Consider the following 23197-nt stretch of genomic DNA (forward strand, 5'->3'; position numbering starts at 1 on the left):
ATGTTCACCAATTCTAGCCAGAGGGCGCCCGCGGCGTCTGCCTCACGTACTCCTTAGAAGCGACCGGAGTGCTTCTTGCCGCCATCGGTGTAGGTGATGTCGGCGGAGTTGACGTTCCAGTCGTTGTCGGTGGAGGTATCGCCGGCGGCACGGCCGATCTGGGTCACGGTGATGTCGTTGATGATGCGGCCGCGGGAGGTGTTGCCGTCGCCGAAGTTGAGGTTGCCCAGCAGGACCTCCTGGCCCGGGTCGATCGGGTTCGACAGGGTGACCTCGAAGACGCGGGTGGAAGAGGCCTTGTCGAAGCCCAAGTCCTGGACGTGAGCGCCGTTGAAGCGGCCAGCGGTGTTCAGGCGGTCAACGCCCTCCGGGCCCTCCACGGTGCCGACCTCGACGCGGAAGCGGACGGGGTTCTGGGAGACGTCGTAACGCTCGGTGCCGACGTTCTTGACGCGCAGGGCGACGACGCCAGCGAAGCCCTCCGACTTGCCGGCGGCGGTGGTCAGGCGGGGCTCGAGGTCGAGGGCCTCGTTGGCCTCAACGTCGGAGAAGTCCGGAGCCTCGGTGCCGCGGACCGGCTCGACCTTGTTGAACTCGGGGTGCTCCGGGCCGCCCTTGTCGCGCGGGGCGTCGGCCGGGTCGTCGTAAATCGAGACCTGGACCTCGTTCTTCATCGGGGCGAGGGCGCTCCAGGCGGTCGGGGTGGACCAGGTGCCGTTGGCCTTGCAGAACTGCTGGACGCCGGACATGTGCAGCACGCGGAAGCCGTAGGTGGCCTCACCGGTGTGGCCGGCCGGGACGTCGTAGGGGCCGATGGTCTGGCCGGCGGTCCAGGACAGCTCGTAGGCGAAGTCGGCGCCGATGTTGCTGGCGATCTCATGCGAGATGCCGGCCTCGGAGTTGTCGTCCTTGACGCCGAGGTTGGCGCTGGTGGTCTGGGCGTAGCCGCCGTTGACGCTCAGGGAGACCGACTGGGTGCGGTTGAGGTCCTGGGTCAGCGGGATGGTGCCGTTGGAGGTGTTGGTGGTGGAGATGGTGCCGGCCGGGGTGAAGTTGTCGGTCACCTTGTAGACGGTGGTGCGGAAGTCCTCACCAGAGTTGCAGACGGGCTCCGGGTTGAGCACGTTGGCGCGCAGGTGGTCCGAGCCGTGGTAGGTGTGGACGATCGGCAGCTTCGGGTTGAGCTTCGGGGTCTCCGGGTAGGTGTGCTCGATGGTCTCGGCGTTGGCGATACCGGTGCCGACGGTCAGGGCCATGGTGGCAGCCGCGAGGAACGCGGCGGCGCGGGAAGTGCGGGTCATGATGGACGAATTCTCCTTGTCTAGGTCTCGGTGTCCTGTGGGCATCCTGAAAGGGAATATCTAGGAGGCTAACCCTGCACACAGGCGCTGAACAGGGTCAACAGCAAGGAGGGAACGAAAGTACCCAATTTTCCCGCAGCCGGGGGCAGATTCTGGTCCAGGTGTGACTTATGTGACTTATACGTTCTGGCAACGCGCGTTCTGGCAACGCGGGCAATAAAACAGATTCCGACCCTGCAGCATCGTGTGCTCGATCTCCGTACCGCAGATCAAGCACGGATCGCCGGCCCGGCGGTAGACGTAAACCTCGCCGCCGTGCTCGTCGATACGCGGCGGCCGGCCCATGGCCTCCGGGCGGTGCTCGTCGCGCACCGTGTCGATGCGCCCCGTTTCTTCCCCGACACGCATCGTGGCCACCAGGTCCTCCCAGATCGCTGTGAGCTCTTTTTCGCTGAGCTGGTTGGCCGGGGTAAAAGGAGAAATCCCGAGGCGAAACAGGGTCTCCGCGCGGTAGATGTTGCCCACCCCCGCATACACCGACTGATCCATCAGCACGGCAGCGATCGAACGCCGAGTGCGCCGGGCGGTGGCGGTGACTTTCGCCGGATCGGCATCGGCGCGCAGGGGGTCCTCGCCCGAGCGCTCGCGTATCGACTCGGCCTCACCGGGTTCGAGCAGCCGGCAGGCCTGCGGTCCACGCAGGTGCGCCGCGAGCGTCTCCGCGTGGTTGAGGATGCGCAGGCGGATCTGGCCTTTCTGCGTCACCGGATCCTCGAAACGAAACGTGCCGATCAGCCCCAGGTGCACGTACACGCTCGGGGCGTTAACGAAGTGCAGGAACAGGTGTTTGCCCAGGGCTTCGGCGATATCGAGGAGGTGTCCGTCGAGAAGCGCCGCCTGGTCGGCGAAACGCCCCTGCGGGCTGGTGACGGTGAGCCCGCCATCGCGGAAATCGCGGTTGAGCCTCGTGGCGAGGCGGTGGAGGACGTGACCCTCGGGCATATCTGTCACCTAATAGATCGTTGGAACGGCGGACACTACTATGGCAGTGTTCACCCTACGACCCGCCTCGCCGCAGCAAGGAAGTGCACCCATGGACCGGAAGCTCGGATTCGACCGCGAACGCTACATCACCCTCCAGTCAGAGCACATCAACGCCCGCCGGGAGGAGATCGGCGGCAAGCTCTACCTCGAAATGGGCGGGAAGCTTTTCGACGACCACCACGCCGCCCGCGTCCTGCCCGGCTTCACGCCGGACAACAAGATCGAGATGCTCGAGCAGATCCGCGACGACGTCGAGATCATCATCTGCATCAACTCCCACGACTTGGAACGCGGCAAGGTGCGCGCCGACCTGGGCATCCCCTACGACGAAGACACGCTGCGGCTTATCGACGTCTTCCGCGACCGTGGATTCCTCGTCGACCACGTCGTGATGACCCAGTTCGAAGACGGCAACCAGCGCGCCTGGGAATTCAAAGAACGCCTGGAGAACCTGGGCCTGAAAGTCTCACGCCACTTCGTCATCGAGGGCTACCCCTCCAACATCGACAAGGTGGTCTCCGACGAGGGCCTCGGGCGCAACGAGTGGGTGGAGACGAGCCGAGACGTCATCGTCGTCACCGCGCCCGGGCCGGGCTCCGGGAAGCTCGCCACCAGTTTGAGCCAGGTCTACCAGGACAATCAGCGCGGCATTAAGGCCGGCTACGCGAAGTTCGAGACCTTCCCCGTCTGGAACCTACCGCTCGAGCACCCGGTCAACCTCGCCTACGAGGCCGCGACCGTCGACCTCAACGACTCCAACGTCATCGACCCCTTCCACCTCAAAGCCCACGGCGAATACACGGTCAACTACAACCGCGACGTCGAGGCCTTCCCGCTGCTCAAGTCCATCCTGGCGCGCGTCACCGGTACCGAGCCCTACCAGTCGCCCACCGACATGGGCGTGAACATGGTGGGCAACTGCATCATCGACGACGAGGTCTGCCGCGAAGCCAGCATCCAGGAAATCATCCGCCGCTACTACCGCGCGCTTGTCGACGAGCGCCGCCTCGACACCGACGACCGCACCTATTCCGACCGCGCCGCCGTCGTCATGGCGAAGGCCGACTGCTCCACAGCCGACCGCGCGGTGGTCGCCCCCGCGCTCGAGATCGAAGAACGCACCGGCGGCCTACCCGGCTCGGCGATGCAGCTCCACGACGGCACCATCGTCACCGGCAAGACCACCGAACTGCTCGGCTGCTCCGCCGGCATGCTGCTCAACGCTCTGAAGCACCTCGCCGGCATCGACCGAGAGCTGCACCTGCTCTCGCCGTCGTCGATCGAGCCGATCCAGACGCTCAAGACTCAACACCTGGGCTCGCAGAACCCGCGCCTGCACACCGACGAGGTGCTCATCGCCTTAAGCGTGTCCGCCGCGGACTCCCCGGAAGCCCAGCGCGCCCTGGCTGAGCTGCGGAATCTGCGCGGCACCGACGCGCACACCTCCACGATCCTCGGTCCCGTCGACGAAGGGATCTTCCGCAACTTAGGCGTCAACGTCACCTCCGAGCCGCGGTACTGGAAGAAGCGTCTGTACCGGAAGCGGTAGGCGTTGTTGTTTTTACGCATAGCGCGCTAGGGCTGCCTCCATGCGGCGCTAGCGCTGGTCGAAAGGAGTCACCCCTAAAGGGGTCCTGATTTCGACCGCGCGAGACTCCTTTCTATGGGGCTGATTTCGACCAGCGGTAGCGCAACACGCAGGCCTGGCCAGGGCGTGGGGATTGCTGCCTGACTCTCGGCCACACCAGACCCATCCGCCCCATCAGCTCCCCCGGCAAACTCGCACGGTCTGCTAGCACCCTCCCGGCGATAGCGCCCTAGCGCTGGTCGAAAGGAGTCGCCCCTAAAGGAGTCCTGGTTTCGACCGCGCGAGACTCCTTTCTATGGGGCTGATTTCGACCAGCGGTAGCGCAACACGAGCAAGCACAACCCACCCCAGAGCGCACTACCCTGGGCACCATGCCACTTAACGCGTTCACTTATACCGCCGATCAGGTTCGCGCGGCGGAGGAGCCTTTGCTCGCTACGCAGCGCGAACCGGACCAGCTCATGCGCTCCGCCGCGCACGCCGTGGCCGTAGCCGCCGGCACGCTCCTCCCCCACAACCACAACCACAACCACGCCCACCCCCGCGTCCTGGTCCTCGCCGGCTCGGGCGGCAACGGCGGAGACGCCCTCTATGCCATGGCAGAGTTGCTGGAATCTACGCCCCTCAACGTCGAGGTGATTCTGACCAGCCGCAGCGGGAAAGTCCATGAACTCGCGCTCACGACCTGCAAGAACACCGGCGCGACCGTCGTCGACGAACCGAGCGGCACCTATGACCTGGTCATCGACGGGATCCTCGGCCTCGGCGGCGCCGGGGACCTGCGCGAGGACGCTGCGCGGCTGGTGCGGGCCGTCGATAAGCGAGCCGTCCTTAGTGTCGACGTACCCAGCGGCATCGGCGCCGACGACCCCACCACTCCCCCGCCCCTGGCAGACGGCACCCCGACCCACGTCTCGGCGGACGTCACCGTGACCTTCGGCGGCTACCGCCTCGCCCACGGCCTCAGCGCGCACTGCGGCGAAGTGCTGCTCGCCGACCCGCACACGCATGCCGGCAACATCTCCGAGCACCTGCCAAAGTCGCACATCACGCTCAGCCGGGCCGCCACCCCTTCCCGCGACTACCCCGCTGAGCTGCGCACGCTGGCGTTTCCCGAGCTTCCAGACCTCACCCCCCGGGCTGAAGATGACAAGTACTCGGGTGGGGTCGTCGGCATCTGTGCGGGCTCGCAGACCTATCCCGGCGCGGCGGTGCTGGCCACCACTGGCGCGGTGCGCACGACGAGCTCGATGGTTCGTTACGCGGGCCCGCAGGCCCTGGAGGTCGTGCGGGCGCTGCCGGAGGTCGTCGCCACCACCACCGTCGCTGAGGCCGGCCGGGTGCAGTCCTGGGTCTTCGGCCCCGGCTCGGGCACCGAGGATACGAACACCCTCGCAGACATACTCGCCACCGATCTTCCGGTACTTATCGACGCCGACGGCCTCACCCTGCTCACCCACCACGAACCCTTGCGCGAGCAGGTGGCCCAGCGCACCGCCCCCCACCGTGCTCACGCCGCATCTGGGCGAATATGACCGGCTGGCAGAGGCGCTCGGCCTCGAGGCCGCGGAACTCAACCACGCGGAGAAGGCCCGGCGGCTCGCCCAAGAATTGGACTGCACCGTGCTGCTCAAGGGCCGGTTTACGGCCATCGCGGATGAAGAGGACGTACGTATCGTCGATACCGCCAGCTCCTGGGCCGCCACGCCCGGGTCGGGAGACGTCATGGCGGGTATGGCGGGGGCCGTCATGGCCCTGGTCACGGCCAGAAAAGGCGCCGAATATGCCACCGAGCCGCTCGCCGCGGCGGTGGCTCTGCACGCCCTGGCGGCGCGGATCTCTGCGCGCATGCCGGAGGGCTACGCGCCGACCTCAGCGAGCCGGATCGCCGAGGCCATCCCGCGCGCTAGTGCGCAACTGTCGAGATAGCGGTGGCGCGGCCGTCGATGACCTCGACGACCTCGTCGAACATCTGCAGGTTCGAGCGATCATGGGTGACCACGACGCAGGCGAGGTTGAGGTCGTCGACAAGCGAGCGCAACAGCTCGAGCACCGAGCGCGAGCGCTCAGCGTCGAGGGCGCTGGTGGGCTCGTCGGCGAGTAGGAGCTCGGGGCTGGCCATGAGCGCGCGGGCGATGCCGACGCGCTGGCGCTGCCCGCCGGAGAGCTCCGTGATGCGGCGATCGGCGTGGTCGGCGAGGCCGACGGCGTCGAGAAGCTGCTCCGCCCGGTCGCGGCGCAGGGAGCGCCCGCGCAGGTGGTCGGTGACGAGCAGCTGGTCGCGGACGTTCATCGCGCCGATGAGGCCCGGGTTTTGGAAGATGAAGCCGATGTGTTCGCGCCGGATGCGGGTGCGCTCGGCGTCACTGGCGCCGTCGAGTCGCTCGCCGGCGACGGCGGCGCGCCCAGAGTCGGGGACGGTGAGCCCGCCGGCGACGGCCAGCAGCGTCGACTTGCCGGAGCCGGACTCGCCGACCACCGCGGTCATCGTGCCGCCGTGGGCCTCGAGGCGCGCGCGGTCGAGGGCGGTGATGGTCTCGGTGCCGTCGGGGTAGGTGACGGTGATGTCGTGTAGATCGAGAATCGGGGAGGTCATGGGTTCTCCTATGCGTTGAGGGCGACGAGGGGATCGACGCGGGTGACGCGTCGGGTGGCGAGCAGCGCGCCGAGCATGCCGAGGACGAAGACTCCGGCGGCCGGCAGCGCCACGGTGCTCACTGACATCTCGAAGGGGACGACGCCGGCCACCAGCCAGCCCAGCGCCCCGCCGATGCCGGCACCGAGCAGGGAGCCGACCAGCAAAACGAGGGCGGCCTGGCCGAGCGCGTCGCGGAACAGGTAGCCGGGGGTGGCGCCGAGGGCGCGCAGGACCGACAGATCGCGGGTGCGCTGGATGGTCCAGACCGTCAGGAAGGACACGATGACCAGCGCGGAGATGACATAGAGGAAGGCCTGGATCATCTGCAGCGAGCCCTGCTCCGAGTCATAGGCGGGAAGCGCGGAGAAGGCCGCGGACTCGCTGAGGACGTCCGGGTCATCTTTTTCGATCTCGCCGTTCAGCACCAGCACGCTGCCGAGGATGCCGTGGTCAGCGCGGGTGACATCCCGCCAGGTCTGGGTGGATACCCACATGACAGGGGAGTGGGAGTAGTACTTGTCGGCGACGTTGTCCGCGATGGTCACGGGCTCGCCGCCGAGGCGGACGTCGGTGCCGGGGGAGGCGCCGTCGTCGAGAAGCTCTTGAGAAGCGACCGCCCCGGTGCGCGGGATGGCCGCTCCGCCGGCGACCTCCGTGCCTTCCGGCAGGCTCAACACAGCGACGTTGGTGCGGCCGTCGGGGGTATCTAGCGAGGTCTGCGCCGTGCCGAGCGGCAGGGCGTCGGTCGCGGGGCCCTCGTGCTCGGCGATGTCTTCGCGGGTGACGCGGGAGGAGGCGAAGGCGTGTTCGCCGTCGGAGGAATTGATCATAAAGGCATCCGCCTCTAGCGACTCGAGCGCCGAGGTGTTCTGCTTACCCAGCCCGCCGGTCAGCCCGGACAGCATGACCACGAGCAGCGTAATCAGCCCCACCACAGCAACAACGAGGCCGAAGCGGCCCTTGGCGTGAATGATGTCTCTCAGTGCCACAAACATGAGTCCTATCGTCGCGGCGCGGGCGCGATAAGTAATCGGCTCACAAGTCGAAACCCGAATCAACCGCACGGTTGATTACGGCTCGACCTCCCGCTCACTACGGTGGGCGTCGTGAAAGAACAATCGCTTCCCGGCCTGCTCGCCTCGATGCGCATCAGCCTGCACGTGTTATTCGCCGGCCTGCTGCTCATCGGGCTGGCCACGGCGGCCACGGCCGGCACCGCCGGGGTAGCCACCTGGCTGTTGACCCCGGTGCTGGCGGCGGCGTATCTCGCGGGCACCGTCTTCGAGCACCGCATGGCGGGAAGCCACGCTTATCGACGACTCCAGCGCCTCGCCCCCGCCTGGCTGGGCATCGTGCTGGCGATCTGGGTGGCGCTGGTCTTCGACGCCGCGCAGTTCATCTGGTTGCTGTTTCCGCTGGTCTTTCTGATTCTGCACGTGTTGCCGCCGGTTAGCGGGCACCTGGTGGTCCTCGCCGCCTGGTTGGTGGCGGTGGTGTTACCGCCGGCGACGGGGCAGTGGCCGGTGCAGGTCGCGGCGGTTCTCGGACCGCTCATCGGCACCCTGGCGGCAGTGGTGGGTTTCCGCTTCTACCAGCTCTTGCGTGCCGACGCCGTCGAGCAGCGCCGCATCGCCGAGACCCTGCGCGCGACCCGGCGCGAACTCGCCGTTACGGAGAACCGTGCCGGCCGGCTCGCCGAGCGCGAGCGGCTGGCCCGCGAGATCCACGACACCCTCGCCCAGGGCTTGAGCTCGATCGTGCTGCTCAGCCGGGCTGCCGGGCGCTCGCTGGAGGCCGGCCAGCCCGACACCGCCCGCAGCCAGGTCGCGGCGATCGAGGACACGGCGGCCGAAAATGGGGCTGATGCAGGAACGGGTGACAGGTTGGGTTTTCTGTTCAGGCCGCTAGAGTCAGGGCCTGGGTCAGTAGTTTCTCCTCGAACTTGACCGGGGTCAATTTCCCGAGTTCCTTCTGCTTCCTTCTTCGGTGATAAGTCCTCTCGATCCACCGGACTATAGAGCTCCGAAGTTCCTCGCGGGTGGCCCAGGGCTTCGCGTCGAGGACGTTGTTCTGCAGCAGGCTGAAGAAGCTCTCCATCGCGGCATTGTCTCCGGCAGCACCGACTCTGCCCATCGAGCCGACCAGGCTGTGATGCTCCAGAGCCCGGAGGAACTTCTTTGCTCGAAATTGAGACCCGCGGTCGCTGTGGACTATGCATCCGCCCACCTCAGCGCCAGATCGAGCCCTGTTCGCCACGGCGTTATTCAGGGCCCGCACCGCCAATGAGGACTTCATCCTGGTGTCGATGGAATAGCCGATGATCCGCCTGGAGCAGGCGTCTTTGATCGCGCACAGATACAGCTTGCCCTCACCGGTGTGGTGTTCGGTGATATCGGTGAACCACACTTCGTTGACTTTCTTCACGGTGCTGAACTGCCGCTGCACCAAATCATCGTGGACCGGTGGCCCGGGGCGGGTTCCCTTGCCCTTCTTACGCTTGCTGATCACCGAGAACACGCCCTGAGAGGCGCAGAGCCGCCAGGCGGTGCGGTGGGCCATGTGGACCCCGGCGACCTCCTCCACGGTGTCGGCCAGGTATCGGTACCCGAACTCAGGATCATCACGGTGAGCATCGATCAGGGCATTGAGCCGGTGGGCCTCTTCCCATTCGGCGTCGGTGATGGGGTTGGCCAGCCACCGGTAATAGGGCTGGCGGGTGATCTTCAGCACCCGGCACGTCACCGCCACAGGGATTCCTGAAGCGGCGAGATCGCGGACGAGCGGGTACTTCATTTTGACGGGATCTGAGCTTGGCCGAAGTAGGCAGCAGCCCGTCGCATCACCTCCAGCTCCTGCTCCAGGGTGCGGTTGCGGCGGCGCAGGGCGCGCAGCTCGTCCCTCTCCTCAGTGGTCAGGCCAGGTTTGCGGTCATTGGGGTTTCCGGCGTCCAGTTCGGCCTGGCGGACCCATTTGCGGATGGTCCCTTCATGCAGACCGAAATCAGCAGCTACTTCGGCCAGCGTGGTGTTCTCGTCCCTGTTCTGGGCAACGCGGACCACATCGTCGCGGAACTCTTTGGGATACGGCTTGGGCATGATGACAATCCTTCCAGGCCCGGGGTAACCGAGCCAGATCAGTTGTCACCTATCCCTGCATCAGCCCCAATCTCGCCGAGGCCCGCAACTTCGTCGCCGGTCTCACCTCGCCGGTTCTGGTCGACTCGCTTCCCGACGGCCTGCGCGCCCTCGTCGACACCACCCGGCAGCGTATCACCGCGCTCGGCACGGCCACGGACCTTCAGCTCACGGTGGTGGGGGAGGACCGGCCGGGGCCCCACGACGAGGTCGCCGCCGCCGCGATGCGCGTGGCCCAGGAGGCACTCGCGAACGCGCTGCGCCACGCCGAGGCCAGCCGCATCGCGGTGACATACGTGGTGCTCGACGACGAGATCACCCTCGATATCGTCGACGACGGGCGCGGCTTCGACCCGGCGGCCACCGAACGCACCTCCGAACACGGCTTCGGCCTGCGCGGGTTGGACGCCCGCGTGCGGGAGACCGGGGGAGTGCTCACCGTCGAATCCACCCCGGCGCGCGGCACCGCCGTCGCCGCGTCTTTCCCCCTCCACGCCTCGGACAAGGAGCAGCCATGATCCGCGTCATGCTTATCGACGACCACCCCGTCGTCCGCGCCGGTCTGCGCGCCATCGTCGATTCCTTCGACGACCTCGTAGTCGTCGCCGAGGGCGACAGCGGGGCGGTGGTCGATCAGCTGATCGACGGCACCGTGAGCGCCGACGTCGTGGTCACTGACCTGCAGATGCCGGGTGTCGACGGCGTCGAGGCCACCCGGCGCGTCCACGAGCACGACGGCCCGCCGGTGTTGGTGCTCACGACGTTCGACACCCAGGCCGACATCGTGGCGGCCCTGGAGGCCGGCGCGGTGGGCTACCTGCTCAAAGACGCCCCCGAAAAGACGCTGCACGACGCGATCGTGGCCACCGCCGAAGGCCGCCGCACCCTAGCGCCCGAGGTCGCAACCGCCCTCGCCGAGCGCATGACCCGCCCGCACGAGGTGCTCAGCGATCGGGAGGTGGAGATCCTGCAGGCGCTGGCCTCGGGCGCGTCGAACCGCGAACTCGCTGATCAGCTGTTCATCTCCCTGGCCACGGTGAAGACGCATCTGATTCACATCTATCAGAAGCTCGGGGTGGATAACCGCACTGCGGCGGTCACCGTCGCTCGTAAGCGTCACCTAATCTAAAGTGGCGATTATGCGTCACGAGGTCATTATCATCGGCGGCGGTCAGGCCGGCTTAGCCTGCGCCTTCTACCTCCGCCGCGCCGGCGTCCAGGCGGTGATCCTGGACAACCAGATCGCCCCGGGTGGTTCCTGGCGTCACGTGTGGGATGATCTGGTGTTATTTTCCGACGCCTCCTTCTCCTCCCTCCCCGGCAAGCAGATGCCGGAGAAAGACCGTCCACTGCACCCGGCGGATGTCGTCGAGTACTTCGAGGACTACGAGAAGCGCTACGGCTTCGATGTGCATCGGCCGGTGCAGGTCTACGATGTCCGCGAGGGCGAGGACGCGCCTCTTATCGTCTCCACCGACCAGGGCGAGATGCGTGCCGATCACGTCATCATGGCCACCGGCATCCAGTCCTCGCCCTGTGTGCCGGACTTCCCGGGCTCGTTTACCGGCCTGACCTGGCATACCGCCAACTACCCGGGCAAGGAGCTCTTCGCCGGGCAGAAGGTGGCGGTGCTCGGGGCCGGCAACTCCGGCGCCCAGATCGCCGCGGAGCTGTCCGAGAACTCCGAGGTCTACTGGTTCGTCCGCGACGAGCCTAACTTCATGCCCGACGACATTACCGGCGACGACCTCTTCACCACCTCCCGGGCCCGGGCGCTGGCGATCCTGCGCGGCGATAGCGAGCTGCCGCCGGCGGTCAGCGAGTTCGGCGATATCGTCATGACGGACGTGGTGCGCACCGCCCGCGACGCCGGGCGCCTGCAGTGGCGTGAAGCCTTCGACTCCCTCAACGAGCTGGAAGAACTCGGCGTGGAGCACCTGATCTGGGCCACCGGTTTCCGTCCCGCGCTCACCCCCGTGCGCGCGCTTTTGGATTCCCCGTATGAACCGAGCGTCGATAAGCTGCACCTCGTCGGCTACGGTGACTGGACCGGGCCCGGGTCGGCGACGATCGCCGGCGTCGGGGTCTTCGCCCGGCGTCTGGCGCGGGTGATCGCGGAGGACTACGGGCGCTAATCCGCGCCCAAGACTCAACCGCGATACAGTCCGATTACGGAACCGCAACGTTTTCAAGAAAACCCTCCACGCTCTGTCCGGAGCGGGCTAAGCTCATGACACATGATTGCCGCACCCCAAGGACTTTTCTCGCGCCCGCGCCTGACTGTCCTCACCCTCGCTGTGCTGGCGGTCGTACTGTTCCTTACGGGGATCCTCGGCGCGGTGCTCTTCATCGCCTCAGTTTTCACCCTGACCGGGGTGTTTGTCTGGCTGTGGCTACGCGACATCTACCGTGCTGACCGCGCCGAACGCGCCGAACTCAACCGGCTGCGCGCCCACTCAGCCCCACAGGCCGTGATCCCCCAGAGCCGCTAGCGTGAGTGCATGATCTCGCTGGCCTCTCGGCCGGCGGCGACTAGCCGATGATGGCGCCGATGATGCCGGCGGAGCCTGCGATGCCCTGCAGAAACGGCCCGAGTTCGAACGCGGAGCCAACGGCACCGATCGCGCCGTTGAGAACCATTCCCTCGAATCCGTAAAACAGGGGACCGAGGGTCGCGATGAGGGCAAGCCTCGTGGCGTATTGATGCGCTCGTTGTTTACTTGGCGAGCGCGAATCGACAAGGGAACTCATGTCGAGCCTCCATGAAGTGAATGGGCTATGAATCCGAGAGTTTTGACCGCTACGACGGACAAAACAAAATTGGTCACAATATGATCTCAGTCACTTCACGCGTGGGGTTAGAGGTGGCGCCGTTGTCGCCGATTCCGAGTGGGGCCCTGGGCCTTAATCCACCAGGGTGTACACGCCGGGCGGGCTCAGGATGATGAGCACGAGCTCGGAGCTGGCAAACAAGATCAACGCGCCCGCGACCAAAAACACTCCGCCCGGGTTGGGCTTCACCACGCCCCGGGCCAAGCCGAGGTTGTGCGCTGCGTATCTGCGACCTTGAGTGGTGAGCACCGCGAAGGCTAGCAGTACCATCACCACGGACTGAACGTAGATCATCCAAGGGTACGCCCAGGACCAGCGCAGCATGGTCAGTGAGGCAATCGTGATGCTGAGCACGGTCCGCGTCCACAACAGGGACGTGCGCTCCGGCTGGAGGCCGGGATCATCATGGTGGATGGCGTTCATCGCGCGACGCCTACCAGCACGATCACCCCACCGATCAGGCACGCCACCACCAGCACCGGCACGATCCCCGGAACCGGCAGCGGCTTGTCTTCCCGCATGGCGCGCTCGACGTTGACCCAGCGGATCGCTGCGCCGGAGGCGATGAGCAACGCCACTACGCACACCCCGATCGCGGCCAGGGTCTGCAACTCATCCGAGATCGACGGGATGTTGAACGCCTCGAGCGCGATCGCCCCCGCCAAAAACGCCAACGAGGTGCGCACCCAGGCCAAGAACGTCCGCTCGTTGGCCAGCGTGAAACGGGGATCCGGCTCCCGGCCGCGGGGAAAGACCCTGCGCGCCAACGCCGAACGGTCTTCAGGATCAGCCATCGCCCGCATCCTCCCGGTCTCTGGGTGCTGTGTCGGTTTTCCTCTTCAGGATACGCGTGTCAACGGGGCGGAACCACCGGGTCGGTGGGGCAGTGGTGGGGTTTTGTGCGCTTTCGCGCGCTTGAGGGTGATTTCGACCAGCGCTAGCGCGGTATGCGGGATCGGCGTGCGGAATGGCAGGCACAGCCAGCCAGCCGCACCACCAGTCACGCCTTCCCCAACAGTCTCGCCTGGAGCTCACCACATCCGCTTCAAACACCCAACCACACCCAGACCCAAAGCACGACCACCACCGCTCACAACCCTCTCACCAGCACAAACGCCGCAACACCTACCCAAAACGTCATAAATCTCTACCGTGGCCTACATGAGTACCTTGCAGCTGAGTGGAGAAACGACCGAAATCATCGAAACCCGCGACGAGCACGCCGGTGAAGGCGACACGCTCATCGACGTCACGCACTCGTCGCTGAACTACAAGGACGCGCTGGCGATGCGCGGCGAGAAGACCGTCGCGCTGATCGACCCGCTGGTGCCGGGGATTGACGCCGTCGGCACCACGGAGGACGACCGGCTGGTCACCGTCAACGGCGCCGGGCTGGGGGAGCGTCGCCACGGCGGCTACACCCCGCAGCTGCGCATCGACGCCGAGCACCTCGTCGACGTGCCCGAGCGTTTCAACGCCTTCCAGGCCGCGGCCATCGGCACCGCCGGGTTCACCGCCGCGCTGTGTGTCCTGGAGATCCGTGATGACCTGCAGACCGACGCCGGCCCAGTGCTGGTCACCGGCGCGAGCGGGGGAGTGGGCAGCGTGGCTGTCCACCTGCTGAAATCCCTCGGATACGAGGTCCACGCGTTGACGGGCCGTCGCGAAGAGCAGGGGGATTTCCTGCGCGGTCTCGGCGCTGACGAGATCGTCGACCGCGCCGACTTCACCGAACCCGGCAAGCCGATGCAGAAGGGCACTTACGCTGGTGTGGTCGATACGGTCGGCTCGACGATCCTCGCCAACGCCATCGCGCGTCTGCAGTTCGGCGGCATCGCCACCGCCTGCGGCATGGCCCAGGGGACGGACCTGAACACCTCCGTGCTGCCGTTCATCCTGCGCAACGTCCGGCTCTTCGGCGCGAACTCCGTCGACGCCACCCACGAGACGCGCGTGCGCGCCTGGGGGCTTCTCGACGAAGCCCTCGACACCGACGTCCTCGCGTCCTTGACCGAGACCATTTCCTTGGCGGACGCTCCGCAGGCCGGCCGGGATCTGCTGGCGGGCCGTCGCCATGGCCGTGCGGTGGTGGACGTGCGCGGTTAAGCTTGGCCCATGACCTCTACGGCCGTGCATTTGAACCTGCAGCATGCCCACCCGACGTCGGAACGCCTCATCGTGTGCGATGACGAGCTCAACCTCGCCGAGTTCGCGCAGGTGATCGACGCGGCCTTCGATCTCACGGGCGAGGCCCGGTGCCTGTTCGTGCGCCCACCGAAGCCGCCCGTGTTCACCGAGTCGGTGGTCTACACCGCGTTCCCGGACGCGGAGTCCGGCGAAAAGCCCTTAGCGCAGACCTCGCTGGCCGAGGCTTTCGGCCAGCTGCGTCGCCCGCTGGACTATCACTACGGGCACTCGACGGACTGGGTGATCTCGGTCCAGTCGATCGGGGAGATCCCCAACGATCAAGAGCCCACCCCGCGGCTCGTGCACGGCGCCGGCCCGGATACGGCCGAGGGCCTGGAGTCGCCGCGGATCATGTCGACGATCCGCGACTCCCTCATGGCCGAGCTCGCCGGCGTGCCCGACGCCATCGAGCGCCGCCAGTTCATCGCTCCCGGGGTCAACGATGTGAAGCCGCTGCCGCTGCTCGAACGCTTGAGCTTCTGCGATGAGCTGGCGGCTGGCGAGCGCGTCGCCACCTGCCTCAACTGGCGGCGGCGCTAACTACTTCACCACCAGGTTCACCATGCGGCCCGGCACCACGATCTTTTTGACCAGGTCCTTGCCCTCGACGTGGGAGGCGATCTTGCTATCGGCCAGCGCCGCATCGACCACCGCGTCCTGATCGGCGTCGGCTGGTACGGTTACACGTCCGCGCACCTTGCCGTTGACCTGGACGGGGAGGGTGATCTCGTCGTCGACAAGCCATTTCTCCTCGAAGGTGGGGAAGGAGACGAACGTGATCGTCTCGTCGTGGCCCAGGCGCGACCAGAGTTCCTCGGCGATGTGCGGGGCGACGGGCGCGACCATGATCACCAACGGCTCGACGGCGGCCAGCGGCACCTCGCCGGGGTAGGTCTTGGTGAGGTAGTTGACGTACTCGATGAGCTTGGCCACCACCGTGTTGTCGCGCAGGTGGGCGTAGTCCTCGCGCACGCCGGCGATGGTGCGGTGGAGGGCCTTGTTGTCGTCGTCGGTGAGCTCGGCGTCGCGGGTGTAGACCTCGCCGGTCTCCTCGTCGATAATCAGGCGCCACAGGCGCTGCAGGAAGCGGTGGGCGCCGACGACGTCTTTCGTCGCCCACGGCCGAGAGGTATCGAGCGGGCCCATCGACATCTCGTAGACGCGCAGGGTATCCGCGCCGAAGTCGCGCACGATGTCGTCGGGGGCGACGGCGTTCTTCAGCGACTTGCCCATCTTGCCGTACTCCTGGGTGACCTCTTCGCCCTGGTAGTAGAACGTGCCGTCACGCTCTTCGACCTCGGCGGCCGGGACGTAGACGCCGCGCGAATCGGTGTAGGCATAGGCCTGGATGTAGCCCTGGTTGTACAGGCGGCGGTAGGGCTCCGAAGAGGTGACATAGCCCAGGTCGTAGAGCACCTTGTGCCAGAAACGCGAGTACAGAAGGTGCAACACGGCGTGCTCGACGCCGCCGACGTACAGATCGACGCCGCCGCAGTCTTCTTCGGACTGCGGGCCGGTCCAGTAGCGTTCGTTCTCGATGTCGACGAGCGCGTCTTTATTCGTCGGGTCGATGTAGCGCAGCTGGTACCACGACGAGCCCGCCCACTGGGGCATGACGTTGGTGTCGCGGTAGTAGGTCTGCGGGCCGTCGCCCAGATCGAGTTCGACCTCGACCCAGTCGGTGACCTTCGCCAGCGGCGGCTGCGGCTCGCTCGTGGCGTCCTCCGGGTCGAAGGCGGCCGGCGCGTAGTCCTCGACCTCCGGCAGTTCGACGGGCAGCATGTCCTCGGGCAGCGAGTGCGGGTGGCCCTCGGCGTCGTAGACGATGGGGAAGGGCTCGCCCCAGTAGCGCTGGCGGGCGAACAGCCAGTCGCGCAGCTTGTACTGCACCTTGCCGGTGCCGTGGCCTTCGACGACGAGCCAGTCGACGGTCGCCTCGATCGCCTCCTGCTTGCCCAGGCCGTTGAGATTCAGCCCGGCATCGTTCGCGGAGTTGATGTGCTCCGCATCGCCGATGAAGGCCTGCTCGCTGACGTCGCCGTCGAGAACCGGGATGATCTCCAGACCGAAGGCGCGGGCGAACTCGTAGTCGCGCTCGTCGTGGGCGGGCACGGCCATCAGCGCGCCGGTGCCGTAGCCGGCGAGGACGTAGTCGGCGGCGAAGATCGGCACCTTCGCGCCGTTGACCGGGTTCGTGGCGTAGGTGCCCAAGAACACGCCGGTCTTGTCCTTGTTCTCCTGGCGCTCGACGTCGGATTTGGCGGCGATGTCGCGGCGGTAGGCGGCCAGGGCCTCGCGCGGGCTGGATGCGCCGTAGGTCCAGCGCTTATCGACGTCCGCCGCGTACTCACCCTCGGCCACCAGCTGATCGATGAGCTCGGCTTCGGGGGCCACCGCCATGAACGTCGCGCCGAACAGGGTGTCCGCGCGCGTGGTGAAGACGGTGATGGGCACCTCGGTGCCGTCGGCACCCGGGGCCCGGAAGGTGACCTCGGCGCCCTGGGAGCGGCCGATCCAGTTGCGCTGCATCGTCTTGACCTTCTCGGGCCAGTCGAGCTTCTCGAGGTCGTCGACCAGGCGATCGGCGTAGGCGGTGATGCGCATCATCCACTGCGAGAGCTTCTTGCGGAAGACCCGGAAGTTGCCGCGCTCGGAGCGGCCCTCGGCGGTGACCTCCTCGTTCGCCAGCACCGTGCCCAGCCCGGGGCACCAGTTGACCATCGAGTTGGAGAGATAAACCAGGCGGAAGTCGTCGACGGCGGCGCGCTTCTCGGCGTCGCTGAGCTCGGAATAGGTGCGGCCGTCGGCGGTGCGGCGGGCGCCGGATTCGAGCTCGTCGATAAGCTCCGCGATCGGGCGGGCCTTCTGCTGATCCGGGTCGAACCAGGAGTTATAAATCTTGAGGAAGATCCACTGGGTCCAGCGGTAGAACTCGGTGTCCGTGGTGGCCACGGCGCGGCGCTCATCGTGGCCCAGGCCCAGCTGGTCGAGCTGGCGGCGCATGTTCTCGATGTTCGCCATCGTGGTGGTGCGCGGGTGGGTGCCGGTCTGGATGGCGTACTGCTCGGCGGGCAAGCCGAAGGCGTCATAGCCCAGGGTGTGCAGCACGTTCTTGCCCAGCATGCGGTTGTAGCGCGCGTAGACGTCGGTGGCGATGTAGCCGAGCGGGTGGCCGACGTGCAGGCCCGCGCCGGAGGGGTAGGGGAACATGTCCTGGACGAACAGCTTGTCCTCGGGGAGGTGCTCGCCCGCGCCCGGCGCGAGATCGCCGACCGGGTTGGGGGCGTGGAAGGTGCCGTTTTCTGCCCAGAAGTCCCGCCACTTCTTTTCGATCTCGCCGGCGAGCGGCGCGCCGTAGCGGTGGCTGGGTTGGTTGTTCGCCTGGTTAGCCTCAGTCATAAGTGCACAGTCTAGTGGCACTGCCCAGCGGGCGAGGGGGAAGGGGAGTACCGTCGGCGCCATGGGACTCTTCGACAACCTCATGGGCATTTCCTCCGACGCCGACCCGCAGAAAGTCGTCGAGCAGCTGGCCAGCGCCCGCGTGCTTTTGGAGGGCGAGCGCGTCATCCACGCCTTCCAGCTCTACCGCGACTTGGCGGTGTTTACCGACTGGCGGATCATCTCCATCGACGTCCAGGGCATGACGGGCAAGAAGCGGAGCTACCAGTCGATTCCTTATTTCTCGATCAGCCGGTTCTCGGTGGAAACGGCCGGCAGCTTGGATCGGGACGCGGAGATCGACATCTACCTCTCTTCGGCGACCACCCCGACCCTGGCGCTGGAGGTGCGTTCCGACGATGCCGTCATCAAAATCCAGCAGCTGCTCGCCCAGCGCCTGCGCGGAAGTTAGCTACTGGTCGTTGACGGTGAGGTAGAGCTCGCCGTCATCCTCGGTGACCTCGTGCACCGTGAGCCGGCCGCGGGCGGGGTAGTCGATCGCCTCGCCGGTGGTGGCGTCGAAGGTCGCCTTGTGCAGCCAGCAGGTGATCACCCCATCCTCGCAACGCCCGTTGGCCAGCGAGGCCTCGAGGTGCGTGCAGGTGTTGTCGACGGCACGCAGGTGCTCACCGTCGCGGAAGACGGCGATGTTCTGCTCGTAGCCGGTGTCCCGCTTATCGACGACCAGTGATTCGCCGTCCGCCAAACTCGCCGAGGAACCGATGTGGATGGCCACGACCTAGCGCACCTCCACCTGATCTTCGCGGCTGTGGATGGAGTCCTTGGCGTAGCGGTTGACGATCATCGCGATCGCGCCGTCACCGGTGACGTTCGCGGCGGTGCCGAAGGAGTCGATGGCGATGTAGGCGGCGATCATGAGGGCGATCATGGACTCGTCGAAGCCGAGCAAGGAGCCCAGCAGGCCGACGGCCGCCATGATCGCACCGCCCGGCACGCCCGGCGCGGCGATCATGGTGACACCCAGCATGAGGATGAAGCCGATAGCCAGGCCGAGGGAGACCTCCATGCCAGACATGTAGACGATTGCGAAGGCGAACAGGCCGATCTTGATCATCGAGCCCGAGAGGTGAATCGTCGCGCACAGCGGGACCACGAAGCCGGCGACGTTGCGGGCCACGCCGTTGTTCAGGGTGGACTTTAAGGTGATCGGGATGGTCGCGGCGGACGAGGAGGTGCCCAGCGCCGTGAAGTAGGCCGGCAGCATGTTCTTCAGCGCGACCAGCGGGTTACGCCCGGCGATGGTGCCGGCGATGAGGAACTGGACGGCGAGGTAGAGGATCGTGAGCACGATCGCGGTGACGATCACCTTCGCGAAGGTCACCAGCGTATCCACCAGGTTGCCGTTCATGCCCAAGTCCAAGAACATGCCGTAGATGAAGATCGGCAGCAGCGGGATGACGAAGCGCTCGATGATCTTCATGATCACCGACTCCAGCTCGCGGGCGGCGGTGTAGAGGGTGTCGGACTTGACGACGGTCATGGCCACGCCAATCGCGAAGGCCAAAAGCAGGGCCGTCATGACCTCGAAGGGCGGCGGCATCTCGACGGAGAAGTAGGGCTCGAGAGCGCCTTCGTCGATATCGTTGACGGACTGCACACCGCCTTGGCCCAGCAGGAACGGGTAAAGGCCCTGCGAGACGGCGTAGGCGATGAAGCCGGCGACGATGGTCGCCCCATAGGCGATCGCCGTGGTGATCGCCAGCCACTTGCCGGCGCCGCGGCCCAGGCCGGCGATAGCGGGGGTAATCAGCGAGAAGATCAGTACGGGCACGAAGAAGTTCAGGAAGTTACCGAACAGCCCGTTGAAGGTGATGAACACGCGCGCCAGCCACTCCGGGAAGAAGAGGCTGCAGATGATGCCGAGGATGATGGCAATGATGATGCGCACCAGGAGCGAGCCTAGGATGCCCTTGTTTTTCATGTCGAGTCCTTGAGGGATGGCACTATGAACCAGTACGACTTTCAACCTACAACGGCAGTTAGCACAGTCATAGTCGAAGCACTGGTGTGATCTATTTCTGAATGTGCTTCCGCGCGGCTGCGGGGCCTAGAATATAAAGCCATGATTGTCGTCGGTGTTGTTTTGTCCCTGCTGGCCATCGCTCTCCTCGTCATCGGCGGGATGGCGTTCGCCCGCAAGCTTCCCGGCAACAGCTACATCGGCATCCGCGTCGCGGAGGTGCGCAAGTCCCCCGAGGTCTGGGAGGCCGCGCACCACGTCGCCGGCACCTTCTGGCTCTTCGGCGGCGTGGCGTTGACCTTCGGCGCGTTGATCTCTTTCATCGCCGAGGGCTGGCTGTGGCTCATCCCCGTCGGCGCGGTGATCGTCGCCGTGGTGGCGGTGGGCGCCGGCGCGAATGTGGGGGCCCGCACCGCGGCGGCACTGGACGTCGAGAAGGAATACCAGGAGCAGCAGAAGGCCCAAGAACCCGCCCCGGCGCCGGAGGTGGATATGTCGGCGTTGCGGCGGGCCGTCGATAAGTCGCGCCACCCCGAGGACTAAGTGCTATACTTTCCCACCGTGAGCAACCGACAAGCATTTCTGTGGTGGTGGCGCCCGTCTACGGCGAGCCACCGATAGAGTTGCGCACTTAAGACTTCTTCATCAAGGCCCGCCGGCTTCTTCCCCCGAAGCGCCGCGGGCCTTGCTCTTAGGCCCACCTTCCAGGCAACTAACCTGAAAGACGCGGTGTGACCGGGGAAGAACCCACGGTCATCGGCATAGGACGCGTCAGAAAGGTGGTCAACGCTTTGTCAGCTTTAGCAGGTGCACTCACCTCGGCAGGTGAGAGCCCATGAGTAACCCCCGGATCACTCCGGTCGTGCGCCACCGCCCGGTGCGCTATCACGCGGATGCCTCCAGCCTGTTCGCGCACCTCGGTGGGGTAGAGGCCACCGACTCGTTGCTGCTCGAATCCGCCGACATCACCACGAAATCCGGGCTGAACTCGGTGGCCGTGCTGTCTTCGTCGCTGCGGATCACCTGCAACGGCGACGAGGTCAGAATCGAGGAGCTCAGCGCGAGCGGCGCTCACTTCGCCCGTCAGGTGTATGAGCGTTTGGGTGACTACGCCGTCGATACGCACACCTACCGCTTCCCGGTCTCCGAGGCCGCCGACGAGCGCGCCCGCCTCGCGGATATCTCCAGCGCCGAGGTCCTGCGCGCGCTGACCCGGGATGCGGACTACCACGACGAGCACAACGTGCTGCCCATGCTCGGCGGGGGCTTCGCCTTCGATTACCTCGCCACCTTCGAGACCCTGCCGGAGGTCGACGAGGGTGCGAACACCTACCCGGACTATCAGTTTCTGCTGGCCGAGACGGTGCTGACCATCAACCACCAGCGCGGCGAGGCCATGGTGCACGCGGTGCGGCTGGAGGCGGGCGTCGATACGCTCGATGCCGAGCTGGACGAACTGGCCGCCCGCATCGATGCCGCCGAGCCGCACGCCGCGCACGCCTACCAGGCCTCGCCCCACCCGGCCGATACCCTGCGCGTGACCACCGACATCTCCGATGCCGAGTTCCGCGACGCCGTGACCGGGCTCAAGGAGTCCGTCTACAACGGCGACATCTACCAGGTGGTGCCGGCGCGCACCTTTATGGCCGACTGCCCCGATGCGTTCGCCGCTTATCGACGACTACGCGCAGCCAACCCCAGCCCGTATATGTTCTACGCGCGCGGGCTCGACCGTTTCGGCCAGCCCTACGAACTGTTCGGGGCCTCGCCGGAATCGAATCTGAAGTACGACTCCGCCAGCCGCGAAGTGCAGCTCTACCCGATCGCGGGCACCCGACCCCGGGGGCTGGACGACAACGGTGAGATCGACGACGAGCTGGATATCCGCATGGAGCTCGAGCTGCGCACCGACGCCAAGGAGATCGCCGAGCACACGATGCTCGTGGATCTGGCGCGCAACGATCTCGCCCGCGTGGGGGTCTTGGGGACCCGCAAGGTCGCCGAGCTTTTGCAGGTGGATCGCTACTCCCGCGTGATGCACTTGGTCTCGCGGGTGGTCGCGCAGCTGGACCCCACCCTCGATGCGCTGGACGCCTACCGGGCGTGCATGAACATGGGCACGCTCTCCGGCGCCCCGAAGTTGAAGGCGATGGAGCTTTTGCGGGGCGTCGAGAAGCGGCGCCGCGGTTCCTATGGCGGGGCGATCGGGTACCTGCGCGGCAACGGGGATATGGATAACTGCATCGTCATTCGCTCGGCGTATGTGCGCGACGGGGTGGCGGCGGTGCAGGCCGGGGCCGGCGTCGTGCGCGATTCCAACCCGCAGTCGGAGGCCGACGAGACCCTGCACAAGGCCTATGCCGTGCTCAGCGCGATCGCCGCCGCGGCGAACGCCGAATTGGAGGTGGTGCGCTAATGGCACACGTCGTTCTCATCGACAACCACGACAGCTTCGTCTACAACCTGGTCGACGCCGCCGGCCAGACCGGCCATAAGGTCACGGTCTTCCGGAACACGGTGGAGGTCTCGACGGTGCTAAAGGCCAAGCCCGACCTGTTGATCCTGTCGCCGGGGCCGGGGCATCCGCGGGAGGCCGGCAACCAGCCGGAGCTTATCGAGCGCGGCCTCGGCGAGATCCCGATTCTGGGCATCTGCCTCGGTTTCCAGGCGCTCATCGAGCACTTCGGCGGCGTGGTCGAGCCCTGCGGCCCCGAGCACGGCCGTTCGGTGGCGATGGAACTCACCGACGCCGGGGTGGCCCACCCTGTCTTCGCCGGCCTGGCGCTGGGTGCCGATCGCACGGAGCCCAACGTGCCCGGGCGCCTCGTGCCGGTCGCGCGCTATCACTCGCTCGGCTGCGTCGACGCCCCGAGTGAGCTGCGGGTGCTGGCGCGCACGGCGACGAAGCTTGGCGACGTCGCCATGGCCGCCGAGACAAAAGATTCCACGGCGTTCGGCGTCCAGTTCCACCCGGAGTCGATCCTGACGCCAAATGGCCCGCGCATGCTAGATCGTTGTATTACTCAATTGTTGAATAGTTAAAAGAAAGGCCTG

25 protein-coding genes are annotated in these 23197 nt (G+C 66.3%); 14 read left to right on the forward strand and 11 right to left on the reverse strand.

From position 1 onward, the window contains the following. Positions 1–53 precede the first annotated feature (53 nt). Together C3B44_RS11310 and C3B44_RS11315 are read right to left on the reverse strand one after the other, a co-directional pair. Positions 54–1301, reverse strand: coding sequence for a hypothetical protein (locus tag C3B44_RS11310; RefSeq protein ID WP_108432450.1), 1248 nt, complete (start codon positions 1299–1301; stop codon positions 54–56). Between the two features lie 177 nt (positions 1302–1478). Beyond that, the gene (locus C3B44_RS11315; protein ID WP_108432451.1) at positions 1479–2303 is read right to left on the reverse strand and encodes an Fpg/Nei family DNA glycosylase; all 825 of its coding nucleotides are present in this window, start codon (positions 2301–2303) and stop codon (positions 1479–1481) included. Between the two features lie 91 nt (positions 2304–2394). Between C3B44_RS11315 and C3B44_RS11320 the strand changes: the two genes are divergently transcribed. From C3B44_RS11320 to C3B44_RS12135, 3 genes are all read left to right on the forward strand, one after another. Next, a complete protein-coding gene (locus C3B44_RS11320; protein ID WP_108432452.1) occupies positions 2395–3894 on the forward strand; it encodes a DUF1846 domain-containing protein in 1500 nt (499 codons plus the stop codon). A gap of 410 nt (positions 3895–4304) precedes the next feature. Continuing rightward, entirely contained in the window at positions 4305–5468 is a 1164-nt protein-coding gene (locus C3B44_RS11325) for an NAD(P)H-hydrate epimerase (RefSeq protein ID WP_328588302.1), read from the forward strand. After that, positions 5440–5862, forward strand: a complete 423-nt coding sequence (locus C3B44_RS12135; RefSeq protein WP_328588300.1) for an NAD(P)H-hydrate dehydratase — start codon at positions 5440–5442, stop codon at positions 5860–5862. The genes C3B44_RS11325 and C3B44_RS12135 overlap by 29 nt, the downstream gene beginning before the upstream one ends. Here C3B44_RS12135 and C3B44_RS11330 read toward each other — a convergent pair. Together C3B44_RS11330 and C3B44_RS11335 are read right to left on the reverse strand one after the other, a co-directional pair. Then, the gene (locus C3B44_RS11330; RefSeq protein ID WP_108432453.1) at positions 5840–6529 is read right to left on the reverse strand and encodes an ABC transporter ATP-binding protein; all 690 of its coding nucleotides are present in this window, start codon (positions 6527–6529) and stop codon (positions 5840–5842) included. The genes C3B44_RS12135 and C3B44_RS11330 overlap by 23 nt on opposite strands. Before the next feature lie 8 nt (positions 6530–6537). After that, complete coding sequence (locus C3B44_RS11335; RefSeq protein ID WP_108432454.1) at positions 6538–7566, reverse strand: ABC transporter permease; 1029 nt, start codon at positions 7564–7566, stop codon at positions 6538–6540. Between the two features lie 111 nt (positions 7567–7677). Between C3B44_RS11335 and C3B44_RS11340 the strand changes: the two genes are divergently transcribed. Next, on the forward strand, positions 7678–8517 hold the full coding sequence (locus tag C3B44_RS11340) for a histidine kinase (protein WP_108432455.1): 840 nt from the start codon (positions 7678–7680) through the stop codon (positions 8515–8517). Here the strand turns inward: C3B44_RS11340 and C3B44_RS11345 are convergent. Beyond that, positions 8468–9666 (reverse strand): IS3 family transposase gene (locus C3B44_RS11345; RefSeq protein ID WP_235840523.1). Its coding sequence is split into 2 segments (ribosomal slippage): positions 8468–9367 and positions 9370–9666, totalling 1197 coding nucleotides; the frame shifts between segments, so codons are not numbered across the junction. The two genes, C3B44_RS11340 and C3B44_RS11345, sit on opposite strands and share 50 nt — an antisense overlap. Before the next feature lie 215 nt (positions 9667–9881). Here C3B44_RS11345 and C3B44_RS11350 point away from each other — a divergent pair. The 4 genes from C3B44_RS11350 (at position 9882) to C3B44_RS11365 (ending at position 12197) form a co-directional block, all read left to right on the forward strand. Beyond that, the gene (locus tag C3B44_RS11350) at positions 9882–10223 is read left to right on the forward strand and encodes an ATP-binding protein (RefSeq protein ID WP_158268674.1); all 342 of its coding nucleotides are present in this window, start codon (positions 9882–9884) and stop codon (positions 10221–10223) included. Continuing rightward, entirely contained in the window at positions 10220–10834 is a 615-nt protein-coding gene (locus C3B44_RS11355; protein ID WP_108432457.1) for a response regulator transcription factor, read from the forward strand. Before C3B44_RS11350 ends, C3B44_RS11355 begins: the two co-directional genes overlap by 4 nt. 10 nt (positions 10835–10844) lie before the next feature. Further along, positions 10845–11840, forward strand: a complete 996-nt coding sequence (locus C3B44_RS11360; RefSeq protein ID WP_108432674.1) for an NAD(P)-binding domain-containing protein — start codon at positions 10845–10847, stop codon at positions 11838–11840. A gap of 102 nt (positions 11841–11942) precedes the next feature. Next, positions 11943–12197: a hypothetical protein gene (locus C3B44_RS11365; protein ID WP_108432458.1), complete on the forward strand. Its 255-nt coding sequence runs from the start codon at positions 11943–11945 to the stop codon at positions 12195–12197. 40 nt (positions 12198–12237) lie between these two features. Here the strand turns inward: C3B44_RS11365 and C3B44_RS11855 are convergent, their stop codons facing one another. The 3 genes from C3B44_RS11855 to C3B44_RS11380 all read right to left on the reverse strand — a co-directional run bounded on the left by C3B44_RS11855 (position 12238) and on the right by C3B44_RS11380 (position 13331). Then, positions 12238–12456, reverse strand: coding sequence for a hypothetical protein (locus C3B44_RS11855; RefSeq protein WP_199222467.1), 219 nt, complete (start codon positions 12454–12456; stop codon positions 12238–12240). Positions 12457–12609: 153 nt separating this feature from the next. Continuing rightward, on the reverse strand, positions 12610–12960 hold the full coding sequence (locus C3B44_RS11375; RefSeq protein ID WP_108432459.1) for a DUF202 domain-containing protein: 351 nt from the start codon (positions 12958–12960) through the stop codon (positions 12610–12612). Beyond that, positions 12957–13331 (reverse strand): YidH family protein, encoded by a 375-nt coding sequence (locus tag C3B44_RS11380; RefSeq protein WP_199222468.1) that lies wholly within the window; start codon positions 13329–13331, stop codon positions 12957–12959. Before C3B44_RS11380 ends, C3B44_RS11375 begins: the two co-directional genes overlap by 4 nt. Positions 13332–13698: 367 nt before the next feature. Here C3B44_RS11380 and C3B44_RS11385 point away from each other — a divergent pair, with 367 nt between their 5' ends. Beyond that, entirely contained in the window at positions 13699–14643 is a 945-nt protein-coding gene (locus tag C3B44_RS11385) for an acrylyl-CoA reductase family protein (protein ID WP_108432675.1), read from the forward strand. Positions 14644–14652: 9 nt separating this feature from the next. Further along, a complete protein-coding gene (locus C3B44_RS11390; protein ID WP_108432461.1) occupies positions 14653–15264 on the forward strand; it encodes a hypothetical protein in 612 nt (203 codons plus the stop codon). Here C3B44_RS11390 and leuS read toward each other — a convergent pair whose 3' ends face one another. Further along, on the reverse strand, positions 15265–18123 hold the full coding sequence (gene leuS / locus C3B44_RS11395; RefSeq protein WP_108432462.1) for a leucine--tRNA ligase: 2859 nt from the start codon (positions 18121–18123) through the stop codon (positions 15265–15267). 61 nt (positions 18124–18184) lie between these two features. Between leuS and C3B44_RS11400 the strand changes: the two genes are divergently transcribed. Beyond that, the gene (locus C3B44_RS11400; protein ID WP_108432463.1) at positions 18185–18574 is read left to right on the forward strand and encodes a PH domain-containing protein; all 390 of its coding nucleotides are present in this window, start codon (positions 18185–18187) and stop codon (positions 18572–18574) included. Here C3B44_RS11400 and C3B44_RS11405 read toward each other — a convergent pair whose 3' ends face one another. Beyond that, on the reverse strand, positions 18575–18898 hold the full coding sequence (locus C3B44_RS11405) for a Rieske (2Fe-2S) protein (protein ID WP_108432464.1): 324 nt from the start codon (positions 18896–18898) through the stop codon (positions 18575–18577). A 3-nt stretch (positions 18899–18901) separates the two neighbouring features. After that, a complete protein-coding gene (locus tag C3B44_RS11410; RefSeq protein WP_108432465.1) occupies positions 18902–20104 on the reverse strand; it encodes a dicarboxylate/amino acid:cation symporter in 1203 nt (400 codons plus the stop codon). Positions 20105–20245: 141 nt separating this feature from the next. On the opposite strand from C3B44_RS11410, the gene C3B44_RS11415 reads away from it, so the two are divergent. From C3B44_RS11415 to C3B44_RS11425, 3 genes are all read left to right on the forward strand, one after another. Beyond that, positions 20246–20686 carry an SdpI family protein gene (locus tag C3B44_RS11415; RefSeq protein ID WP_108432466.1) on the forward strand — a complete coding sequence of 147 codons (441 nt, stop codon included), beginning with the start codon at positions 20246–20248 and terminating at the stop codon, positions 20684–20686. 292 nt (positions 20687–20978) lie between these two features. Continuing rightward, complete coding sequence (locus C3B44_RS11420) at positions 20979–22559, forward strand: anthranilate synthase component 1 (RefSeq protein WP_108432467.1); 1581 nt, start codon at positions 20979–20981, stop codon at positions 22557–22559. Further along, entirely contained in the window at positions 22559–23185 is a 627-nt protein-coding gene (locus C3B44_RS11425) for a glutamine amidotransferase-related protein (protein WP_108432468.1), read from the forward strand. Before C3B44_RS11420 ends, C3B44_RS11425 begins: the two co-directional genes overlap by 1 nt. The last annotated feature ends 12 nt before the right edge of the window (positions 23186–23197 follow it).

Source organism: Corynebacterium yudongzhengii, assembly GCF_003065405.1.
In the GTDB taxonomy this organism is placed as follows: Bacteria; Actinomycetota; Actinomycetes; order Mycobacteriales; family Mycobacteriaceae; genus Corynebacterium; species Corynebacterium yudongzhengii.

Excerpts from the sequence above, each read along its gene's own strand:
- C3B44_RS11310 (WP_108432450.1), bottom strand. The coding sequence starts at position 1,301 with ATGACCCGCACTTCCCGCGCCGCCGCGTTCCTCGCGGCTGCCACCATG.
- C3B44_RS11315 (WP_108432451.1), bottom strand. The coding sequence starts at position 2,303 with ATGCCCGAGGGTCACGTCCTCCACCGCCTCGCCACGAGGCTCAACCGC.
- C3B44_RS11320 (WP_108432452.1), top strand. The coding sequence starts at position 2,395 with ATGGACCGGAAGCTCGGATTCGACCGCGAACGCTACATCACCCTCCAG.
- C3B44_RS11325 (WP_328588302.1), top strand. The coding sequence starts at position 4,305 with ATGCCACTTAACGCGTTCACTTATACCGCCGATCAGGTTCGCGCGGCG.
- C3B44_RS11330 (WP_108432453.1), bottom strand. The coding sequence starts at position 6,529 with ATGACCTCCCCGATTCTCGATCTACACGACATCACCGTCACCTACCCC.
- C3B44_RS11335 (WP_108432454.1), bottom strand. The coding sequence starts at position 7,566 with ATGTTTGTGGCACTGAGAGACATCATTCACGCCAAGGGCCGCTTCGGC.
- C3B44_RS11355 (WP_108432457.1), top strand. The coding sequence starts at position 10,220 with ATGATCCGCGTCATGCTTATCGACGACCACCCCGTCGTCCGCGCCGGT.
- C3B44_RS11360 (WP_108432674.1), top strand. The coding sequence starts at position 10,845 with ATGCGTCACGAGGTCATTATCATCGGCGGCGGTCAGGCCGGCTTAGCC.
- C3B44_RS11365 (WP_108432458.1), top strand. The coding sequence starts at position 11,943 with ATGATTGCCGCACCCCAAGGACTTTTCTCGCGCCCGCGCCTGACTGTC.
- C3B44_RS11855 (WP_199222467.1), bottom strand. The coding sequence starts at position 12,456 with ATGAGTTCCCTTGTCGATTCGCGCTCGCCAAGTAAACAACGAGCGCAT.
- C3B44_RS11375 (WP_108432459.1), bottom strand. The coding sequence starts at position 12,960 with ATGAACGCCATCCACCATGATGATCCCGGCCTCCAGCCGGAGCGCACG.
- C3B44_RS11380 (WP_199222468.1), bottom strand. The coding sequence starts at position 13,331 with ATGGCTGATCCTGAAGACCGTTCGGCGTTGGCGCGCAGGGTCTTTCCC.
- C3B44_RS11385 (WP_108432675.1), top strand. The coding sequence starts at position 13,699 with ATGAGTACCTTGCAGCTGAGTGGAGAAACGACCGAAATCATCGAAACC.
- C3B44_RS11390 (WP_108432461.1), top strand. The coding sequence starts at position 14,653 with ATGACCTCTACGGCCGTGCATTTGAACCTGCAGCATGCCCACCCGACG.
- leuS (WP_108432462.1), bottom strand. The coding sequence starts at position 18,123 with ATGACTGAGGCTAACCAGGCGAACAACCAACCCAGCCACCGCTACGGC.
- C3B44_RS11400 (WP_108432463.1), top strand. The coding sequence starts at position 18,185 with ATGGGACTCTTCGACAACCTCATGGGCATTTCCTCCGACGCCGACCCG.
- C3B44_RS11410 (WP_108432465.1), bottom strand. The coding sequence starts at position 20,104 with ATGAAAAACAAGGGCATCCTAGGCTCGCTCCTGGTGCGCATCATCATT.
- C3B44_RS11415 (WP_108432466.1), top strand. The coding sequence starts at position 20,246 with ATGATTGTCGTCGGTGTTGTTTTGTCCCTGCTGGCCATCGCTCTCCTC.
- C3B44_RS11420 (WP_108432467.1), top strand. The coding sequence starts at position 20,979 with ATGAGTAACCCCCGGATCACTCCGGTCGTGCGCCACCGCCCGGTGCGC.
- C3B44_RS11425 (WP_108432468.1), top strand. The coding sequence starts at position 22,559 with ATGGCACACGTCGTTCTCATCGACAACCACGACAGCTTCGTCTACAAC.